General features: G+C 46.4%; 6 protein-coding genes and 1 pseudogene. 1 reads left to right on the forward strand and 6 read right to left on the reverse strand.

Going from position 1 to position 8,504, the window contains the following annotated elements; all coding sequences use genetic code 11:
• From IM515_RS03560 to pilM, 5 genes and pseudogenes are all read right to left on the reverse strand, one after another.
• Positions 1–133 (reverse strand): annotated as a pseudogene (locus IM515_RS03560) (IS1 family transposase); the annotation flags it as partial.
• A 131-nt stretch (positions 134–264) separates the two neighbouring features.
• Complete coding sequence (locus IM515_RS03565; protein WP_287628237.1) at positions 265–2,346, reverse strand: secretin GspD/PilQ domain-containing protein; 2,082 nt, start codon at positions 2,344–2,346, stop codon at positions 265–267.
• Between the two features lie 73 nt (positions 2,347–2,419).
• Complete coding sequence (locus tag IM515_RS03570; RefSeq protein ID WP_287628236.1) at positions 2,420–3,193, reverse strand: pilus assembly protein; 774 nt, start codon at positions 3,191–3,193, stop codon at positions 2,420–2,422.
• Complete coding sequence (locus IM515_RS03575; protein ID WP_002766124.1) at positions 3,190–3,960, reverse strand: PilN domain-containing protein; 771 nt, start codon at positions 3,958–3,960, stop codon at positions 3,190–3,192. Before IM515_RS03575 ends, IM515_RS03570 begins: the two co-directional genes overlap by 4 nt.
• A gap of 9 nt (positions 3,961–3,969) precedes the next feature.
• The gene (pilM, locus tag IM515_RS03580) at positions 3,970–5,085 is read right to left on the reverse strand and encodes a type IV pilus assembly protein PilM (protein WP_193961305.1); all 1,116 of its coding nucleotides are present in this window, start codon (positions 5,083–5,085) and stop codon (positions 3,970–3,972) included.
• A 711-nt stretch (positions 5,086–5,796) separates the two neighbouring features.
• On the opposite strand from pilM, the gene ilvC reads away from it, so the two are divergent.
• Positions 5,797–6,789: a ketol-acid reductoisomerase gene (gene ilvC / locus IM515_RS03585; RefSeq protein WP_002766122.1), complete on the forward strand. Its 993-nt coding sequence runs from the start codon at positions 5,797–5,799 to the stop codon at positions 6,787–6,789.
• A gap of 329 nt (positions 6,790–7,118) precedes the next feature.
• On the opposite strand, the gene IM515_RS03590 is transcribed toward ilvC, so the two are convergent.
• The gene (locus IM515_RS03590) at positions 7,119–7,907 is read right to left on the reverse strand and encodes an ECF transporter S component (protein ID WP_002766121.1); all 789 of its coding nucleotides are present in this window, start codon (positions 7,905–7,907) and stop codon (positions 7,119–7,121) included.
• Between the last annotated feature and the right edge of the window lie 597 nt (positions 7,908–8,504).

Genomic DNA, 8,504 nt, shown 5'->3' on the forward strand with positions numbered 1-8,504 from the left:
CGGTCGATGACGTTTACTGGGAATTACTGTCTTATAGGACTCCCAAAAGTCTGTGTAAGCAACCGCGCATTGTCGGTAAACACCGGGTAAACTGGCCCCAAAGTTTTTTGGCTGATTGACGACTCCTATCTCCGCGCATAGGGTTTGCGGCAAAAAGTTTTTGCCGCAAACCCCACTTAGGGTGCGGAATGTGGGTTAAAAAGATTGTATCCGTCAATAACATCTTGACAGACCAGTAGCTTGACGGTGGGAGTATGTCAATGATTACTGTCGCGGTTGTACGGGGAAACCTTGACGCTGAAGCATTTCCGCCGCATCTTGGCCCGGTTGATAGTTGATGCCGAGGGTAGAGGTGGCCGTATCTTCGATGATTTTGGGAGTGAGGAGAATAATCACCTCCGAGCGCTCGTTGCGATTGGTACGACTGCGGAATAAAGCCCCTAAAATGGGAATATCCCCTAAAATCGGCACTTTTGTCTCAGAACTCTGTTGGCGCTCTTGGATAATCCCGGAAAGAATTAAACTCTGTCCATCCCGGAGACGAACTAAACCGGAAGTTAATTCCCGACGAATCAGAGGGGTAAGGGTGTTGACTGTCAGACCACCGCTATCAAATCGAATTGGAGATCCCGGAGAGGCAACAGTGGGGCTAACCGACAGGGAAATAAAGCCGTTATCATCCACCTGATCGACGTTTACCGCTAGAGTTAACCCAGCATCGGCCAGGACGGGGGTAGTGGTGCGTACACCACTGAGAGGATCTACACTTGTCTCGACACTTTCTAGCACTTTCTCGGTGAGCTTAACGGTGGCCTGTTGACCTTCCTGCACTACCAGCGAGGGATCGGTGAGAATTTTGGCATTCCCTGTCTGAATTGACGCTTGCAGGGTCATCAGGAATTTTTGAGGATACTGGAATAGGCCGGGTGGTGTAAATTCTATTCTATCTTCTGTAATTTGAGTTACACCGGGTTGAAAAGGGTTATTAAATCTTCCAAAATTAGGACGGGCATAACCGGCGAAATTTGAAGATAAAGGATTACCCAATGGCCCTTGAGTAATATTGCTAAAAGGCGCACCATTCTGAACATCAAAAAAAGGTTCTAGAGTGGGTGTTCCCTCCCCAGAGAAAACATTATTTAAAGGAACTATCGGCTGTGCAAAAGCCCCTGGCTTAGATACAGTTGAGCTATTGGGTGGGTTCATATTACCAAAGTTCAGCACTGCCGCCCCGTTATCTTGAACAAAGAAACCATCGTTAAAACCGAAGGAAAAACTACTGTTAAAACGGTCTGTATTGAGCAGGTTAACATCGATAACTTTGACATTAACCACCACCTGACGGCGACGGGCATCTAGTTGGGTTAATAAAGAGGTGGCGATCTGGACTTGCCGCGCCTCGCCGATTAAATTGATAGAATTAAGGCGCTCGTCGGCGGCAACTCTTAAACCAGTTAAAAGTAAGGCAGCTTTTGAGCCTTTCGTTTCTTGGGGGGCCAGTGGCTCTAGGGTGGGAGGAACATCCCGGCGACCGATGACTCGTCCGGTGAGGGGATCGACGATATCCTCGGTTTGGGTAACTAAACGCTGGTATTCTGCCCCTTGGGTAGCGAGGAAAGTGGCGGCGGCGACAGATTTAACTTGGTTGAGACGCAGGGTGCGGCTAATCAGATTACGAGCGCCTTGGGGTAATTGCGCCCCAACAAAGATAGTTGTACCCTGACGGTTGGCCTGGAGTCCAGAAATTAACAATACGGCATTAAAAATGTTTTCCACCGATTCGTTAGTAAATTCTAAGGAAACTGTCTGAGAGGTGGCGTTAGTTTCCCCCTGGGCGCTGGTGAAAACGACGTTATAACCGGCATAGTTAGCAAGGGTCATTAACACTTCTCTAGCGGAAGCTTCCCGGAGTAAAACACGAGGTACAATCATATTCCGCTCGAATTTGACCTTTTCGGCACTAGCATCGATGTTAGAGATGGCAATATCTCCCACCGGTGGGGCGACGGCCCGGGGTAGGGTGGGAACACCGGGGGCTTGGGGTGCGCCTTGAATGATAATTTCGGGGTTGGGGACAAGGGGCACACTTTGGGCGAGCAGTTTTTCACTGGCTAAAATGCGATCGCTGATCTCCTTTTGTACGGCATCGGGGGTGGGAACGAAATTCTTAGGTCTTTTTTGTAAATTTTCTTGACTAAACTCTTGCCAAAATTCAATTTTTGATGTATGGGATTTTAACTCTGAACCATCGAAGGAAATGGGGGTTTCGGCCAAAGCGCTCAGGGGAGCCATCAATAAAAACGAGGCAATTTGGGGGATAAACAGGGCATAACGGGACGAATTCACTTTAATTTCACTCCTCAACAATTGGGGGATTCAACGGACAAAAAACTAAACACTCACACTGGATTGAAGACTATTATTGGGGCGGACTAGCGGGGGGTTGACCTTCGGCGGGGGGGGGCGGTGCTAATTTCGCTAATTCGGCGGCACTGAGAGGAATAATCACATCGAGAAGAAAGGTGGTAGTAACGGGTTTATCGCCTTGGGGAACGATAGTGGCTTTATTGTTGCCAGTACTAACCACTTTAACCGCCGATCCTTCCTTTTCCATCTGGGTATTGAGACTGTTGAGCAAAATGAGCGGCTGTAATCTTTCTAAATCCCGAATAACCTCTTGAGTGTTAGCATAGTTCCCTTCGATCTTGACGTTAAGAGTTTGACGTTTGAGCTTATTATTAACCGCGCTACCGAGGGAACCATCGGAAACCACCACTGGTTCTGGTCCTTGGGGTTGGAAACTAATCAGCTTAACATTGCGAGACTTAAAGATCTTGCTAATATCTAAGAGAATTGTGCTTAAGTTCTTTTCTTGAGCGAAAAGCGCGAGAATTTGCTGTTTAGTTGCCTCTTTTTGTTGCAACTGACTCTCAATTTTTGGTAATTCGGCCGGTCCGAGACCGCTTTTTTGTTGATCTATCTGTTGTTGTTTGCCGGCTGCATCGTTTTGCAACTGTTGCAAGGCATTATAAGCAGGCATCACCCAGTTAAAAAGCAGATAGAAAGAGCCAAGTAAACCTAGCACAGCGGCAGCGATGCCACTATTGCGGGGAGTAAAAGTTATCCCGAAAGCGATAGGATACTCCTCAAATTCCTCAAATTCGCGATCTTCAAATTCTTCGGTAAAGGTCATGGTTGAATGGCTCCTTGGCGTTTGAGAGTATTAATCCTAGTGATAACTCCGAGTGCTCCATTCCGGGTAAGATTGAGCAGTTGTTGAGTAGCGGGAGTATCACTTAATTGGGCGGTGATCACAAATTGAACCGCTTGCGGGAAACTCACACTAATATTCTTGTACTGATTAGCCACCTGTACGGGCAAATCGGCCAGGGCAGCACTTTCGATCACCGTTTTCTTACCCTGTAAAAAAGGGGAAGCTTGCAGGGTTAAAAGATAATCATTGACTGCTTCGTAACTACTGGCAAAACCACTGATTTTTAACTGAGTAGCCCGATTCGGTTGCCCTTGATCTGGGGCAGCGGGAACCTCCACCTGCTGCACACTGGTTAGCTGGACGCTAGGGGGAGTTTGTTGGCGAATTTCTTGAAGAATGGCTGACCAAGGCCTAATCTGATTGAATACAGTTACCAGAGATTGATTTTCTCCTTCTACTGCCGTTAATTGCGCTCTCAGGTCTTCTAGCTTTTTGCTTTGGGCTTGCAGTTGACCTAATTCCCCGTCCAGTTGCTGAATTAGGGCCTGAGTTTCGCTGGTTTGCCAACCGACGCTTAAACCGAGTAATCCCGTCAGTGCTAATAATCCGGCCCCCACTCCCACACCGATCAACAGGGGTGTTTGTTTACGCAGGTTAATAGCGGTGGAAATCTTGGCCGCGGGGGTTCCTTTCCCCGTTTGGCTAAGATGGCGATCCTTAAGAAAATTAACGTCAAGACTATACATAATTTTTGTCTATACCTCCCGTAATCCTAAACCGAGAACTGTTCCTAATCCCGGTCTTTCGGTATTAGGAATCTCTTGAGTTGTATCTAAGTTCAGTGATGCGATCGGATCGATTGCCATGGTGGGGACGCTGAGACGTTGAGTAAAGTATTCGTCTAGTTGCGCTAAACCGCCCCCGGGACCTGCTAAAAGTAATTGGACGATTTCCAGTTCATCACTTTGGTTAAGATAGAAATTAATCGATCGCCGTAACTCATCGGTTAATTCCCCTAAAACGCGCATCAGTGCCGTCATCCCAGCGTTAGTAGGGGCCCCAGAAGTGCCGGTATTGGTGCTAAGACTATCAAAGGCAGTAATCGGAATTGTCATCCCCAAAAGAATCTCAGGACTGCGGGAGGTGGGCAAATTCATCGCCCTGGAGAGGGCATTTTGTAGCTGGAAAGTGCCGATGGGGACAGTGCGGGAAAATTGGGGAACGCCGTCCACCACGATGGCAATTTCCGTGTTATCAAATTCTATATCAACAATAACGGCGGCTTCATTGGAACTAAACTGTCGCAAATGCTCGCGAATCGTCCGAATTAGGGCAAAACTATTAATTTCTAGCACATCTACCTGTAATCCTGCCTGTTGGAAGGTTTCCATATAGGCATCGGTAATCTCCCGACGAGTAGCAACTAATAATACTTGTACTTTTTCGATCCCGTCTTCATCCTGAAAGTAGCCTAGTTTTTGGTAGTCGAGATCCACTTCCTCGCGAGGATAGGGAAGGTATAAACTAGCCTCATGATTTAAGACCAGATTTCGCAATTCCTGATCGTCCAATTCCGAGGGAATGGGGATCATCCGGATCATTGACTCGCGCATCGGCACACCAGTAGCGACTCGTTTGCTGTTAATTTTATTTTCCTTGAGGAATTCTTGGATTAATTCCGCTAAAGCGGGGGAATCGACGATTTTTCCCTCCTCAAAGATGCCTTCCGGGATATCCGACCAACAACATTTAACTAATTTATAATTTTGTCCCTGTTTGGCGATCTGAGCTATGTTAATACGCTCCGGGGTGATCTCTAACCCAACACCTTGAGGTTTTTTTGTCAATAGCTTTTTAAAAAAACTTACCATAGATTTTCCTGGGCAGATCTAAGAGAATTAGTGATTAACAAAGCAAACAATTTTTTGACCTGATTTCATTTAGTCCCGATCAAGGCAGTAAATCAGTCTATCAACGATCCTGACTGGGTAAATTACCCAGAAAAGGTAAAAATCGAGAAGGAGAGAAGCTATTTCGTCCCTAAATACTAACCCGATTATCCGTGTTCAGATCTAGGTTAATCTTAACTGGGTGAGAGGAGAGGAAGTGCTTATTGATGGTGATATTGTAATCAATTTTGGTGAAAGAACCAAGTCCAAGCCAAAAATTGGCCATTACCCCCCCCTTTTTTTTCTGCTCCACTAGATCAAGCCAGCCAAGCCTAGTTAGGGTTTGCGGCAAAAAGTTTTTCCTGGTGCCACAGGGTGTGGGGTGTGGGGTTTTACCCATTTTCAGGTGGTCAATTACCTAATTTTCAGGGAAAAAGTCCCGGAATTTTCCCCCCCATCACTCCCATGGTCGGCACTTTTTGAAAAGTCTAAAAACCTTATCCAACAAGGTTTTTAGATTTATTCAGCCAAGCCTAGTTAGAATACCCAATTCTCTAGAGAAAATTGCAATTTTTCTAGACAATATTTTTTCCTGACTCCAGGAAACCGGCGCTCTTATGCTTCTGACGGGCGTGATTTTCCCGTATAATTAGGAGTTTGCACAGTGACAAAAGAAGTTAAGGAGCGAGTTCCATGGCACGAATGTACTATGATGAGGATGCCAATTTAGATTTATTAGCGGGAAAAACGATCGCTATTATTGGTTATGGTTCCCAGGGTCATGCCCACGCATTAAATCTCAAGGATAGTGGCGTTAATGTGATTGTTGGTCTATATCCCGGCAGTAAATCGGCCATCAAAGCCAAAGAAGCCGGTATTCCGGTTTATGATGTGGCCCAAGCCGCTAAAATTGCCGACTGGATCATGATCCTCTTACCGGATGAAGTGCAGAAAACGATTTATCTCCACGAAATTGCCCCGAATTTAAGCCCAGGCAAGGTTTTGTCTTTTGCCCACGGCTTTAATATTCATTTCGGTCAAGTGGTTCCCCCGGATAATGTCGATGTGGTTATGGTTGCCCCCAAAGGACCGGGCCATCTCGTCCGTCGTACCTACGAACAAGGTCAAGGGGTCCCCTGTTTATTCGCCGTCTATCAAGATGCTACCGGCCAAGCACGCGATCGGGCAATGGCCTACGCTAAAGGTATCGGTGGCACTCGGGCCGGGGTTTTGGAAACCACTTTCCGCGAGGAAACAGAAACGGACCTTTTTGGCGAACAGGCAGTATTATGCGGCGGTTTAAGTGCTTTAATTAAAGCTGGCTTTGAAACCCTCGTGGAAGCTGGTTATCAGCCCGAATTAGCCTATTTTGAGTGTTTACACGAGGTGAAACTGATCGTCGATCTGATCGTCGAGGGCGGTTTAGCTAAAATGCGCGATAGTATTTCCAATACAGCCGAGTACGGTGACTATACTCGCGGTCCGCGGGTGGTGACGGAAGCGACTAAGACCGAAATGCGGAAAATCCTCGGGGAAATTCAATCGGGACAATTTGCCCGAGAGTTTGTCCTCGAAAATCAAGCAGGTAAACCGGGTTTCACCTCTATGCGTCGTCAAGAAGCAGAACATTCGATCGAAGAAGTCGGCCAAGATCTGCGGGCAATGATGAGTTGGCTTAAACGCTAGTTCTCTTTTTTTTCGGTGGGGGGTTGGACGCAACGCGGCAATTCTTGCCCTTGCGTCCGTCCCGACACCCCACACCCCACACCCCAAAAGGAAAACCTCCTATGTCACCATTTAAGATAACTGCTGTATTCCCATTTCAGTAGACCTCCTGCAAAAATAAGTTATCGAGCCGCTATTGGGTCACAATATCTAAAAGCTCGGATAAATTCGACATAATCTTAGGTTTTATGGATAGTCTAGTCGTCTCTTGTCTTTTTTCTTCTCCTGACTCCCGACGACCGGCTCCTGACTCCTAACCCTAACAACAATTTTTGATTTTTACAAGAGGTCTAGTAGATCGCCTCTCGTGATTTGACCAGACCGATCGCCCGTAAACCGGCAATCACACCACAACCGATCACCATACCGACGAGGGAACGAATCAGATTTTCTATGGGAACGATCCCAATTAAAGCGATCCAGACTTCTTCGGGCCAGTTAAAAATCGAGTAGGTAATGGCGACGGCCCCTAAATGGGAGAGGCCGCTGGCGGTCCAAGTCCCCCCAAAAATTCCCGCCGCTACTAGGACAAAATTGCTACCTTTGATCCAATGGGTAAACAGAGTCCGGGTTGGTAGGATAAATAATACCAAAGCCGACCAATCGACGAAAGCCCCAGCAATAAAGACTCGTGGCGAAATGCCGTTCAGTCCGATCGCCCGGTTAGCGTAGATAAACAGGGGAATCAGAAAAATTAACGTCAATCCTAACCACCAATAACGGCGTTTTTTGCCTAAAACCATTGTTCCCGCCACAAAACTGGCTATAATTGCCCCAAAGACCGAAATAGCGGGAATTCCTGCCGTGTAGGGGGCAAGGAAAGCCCCAATTAAGGACCCAATGCCACTAGCGATCGCTCCAGCGATCGGGCCGAGTAACCAACCCAAGAGGGGAAAAACCGCTTGACTGAGGGGCATACTACCGCCAGAAGCGAGGACAATGGAGAAGGGAATAAAAGAAAGAGTAGTGACAATGGCCGCTAAGACGACAATATAGGCGATCGGCGCACCATCAATGGCGGCACTACTGACAGCTTCCACTTTGCGTTCTTCCCCTTCGGGGATAATATCTAGGGTCATAGTTGCAAGGGTAATTCTAACTTTTCTATCATCCTCTGGTTTGATCTTCTTCGGGCAATGATTGATTTTTTCGATAAGAGCGCACGGTAATGTGATCCTAAATCCGTTGAGTATGGGCTACATATTAGGACAGGCACTCATGCAAAACGGAGAATAAATAATCAGTCTTTAATAACTGGATTTATAGCGTTTCCTGTTCGCAAGAGGTACATTATCGATGTTAAAAAGCTTTATCAGCAAAGGTTTAACTGTGCCACATAGTGTGAGAACCGCTATAGTATTGTAAAGTTTCAATACAAATATAGTCAGATATAGTCAGGCATTGTAATATATAGACATGAAACTATCAGACTAGGCAAAAAAAGCAGCAATAAGTTATCGAACGGCTTGGAGATGGTGGAAACAAGGAAATTTAACAGGTTATCAATTGCCTTCTGGTACAATTATCATAACGGATGACAACCCTTCAAAACCCGACGCTGAGTTAAAAGACAACGGACAATAATGTTAGTAGCCGAAAGACACATTATCAAGAAAGGACATAGATTTTGGGCTGAGATAGATAATTGATCTTGGCAGTCTAAAAATCTCTACAAC

Source organism: Microcystis sp. M44BS1 (assembly GCF_020244875.1).
In the GTDB taxonomy this organism is placed as follows: Bacteria; Cyanobacteriota; Cyanobacteriia; order Cyanobacteriales; family Microcystaceae; genus Microcystis; species Microcystis panniformis.

Excerpts from the sequence above, each read along its gene's own strand:
- IM515_RS03570 (WP_287628236.1), bottom strand. The coding sequence starts at position 3,193 with ATGACCTTTACCGAAGAATTTGAAGATCGCGAATTTGAGGAATTTGAG.
- IM515_RS03575 (WP_002766124.1), bottom strand. The coding sequence starts at position 3,960 with ATGTATAGTCTTGACGTTAATTTTCTTAAGGATCGCCATCTTAGCCAA.
- pilM (WP_193961305.1), bottom strand. The coding sequence starts at position 5,085 with ATGGTAAGTTTTTTTAAAAAGCTATTGACAAAAAAACCTCAAGGTGTT.
- ilvC (WP_002766122.1), top strand. The coding sequence starts at position 5,797 with ATGGCACGAATGTACTATGATGAGGATGCCAATTTAGATTTATTAGCG.
- IM515_RS03590 (WP_002766121.1), bottom strand. The coding sequence starts at position 7,907 with ATGACCCTAGATATTATCCCCGAAGGGGAAGAACGCAAAGTGGAAGCT.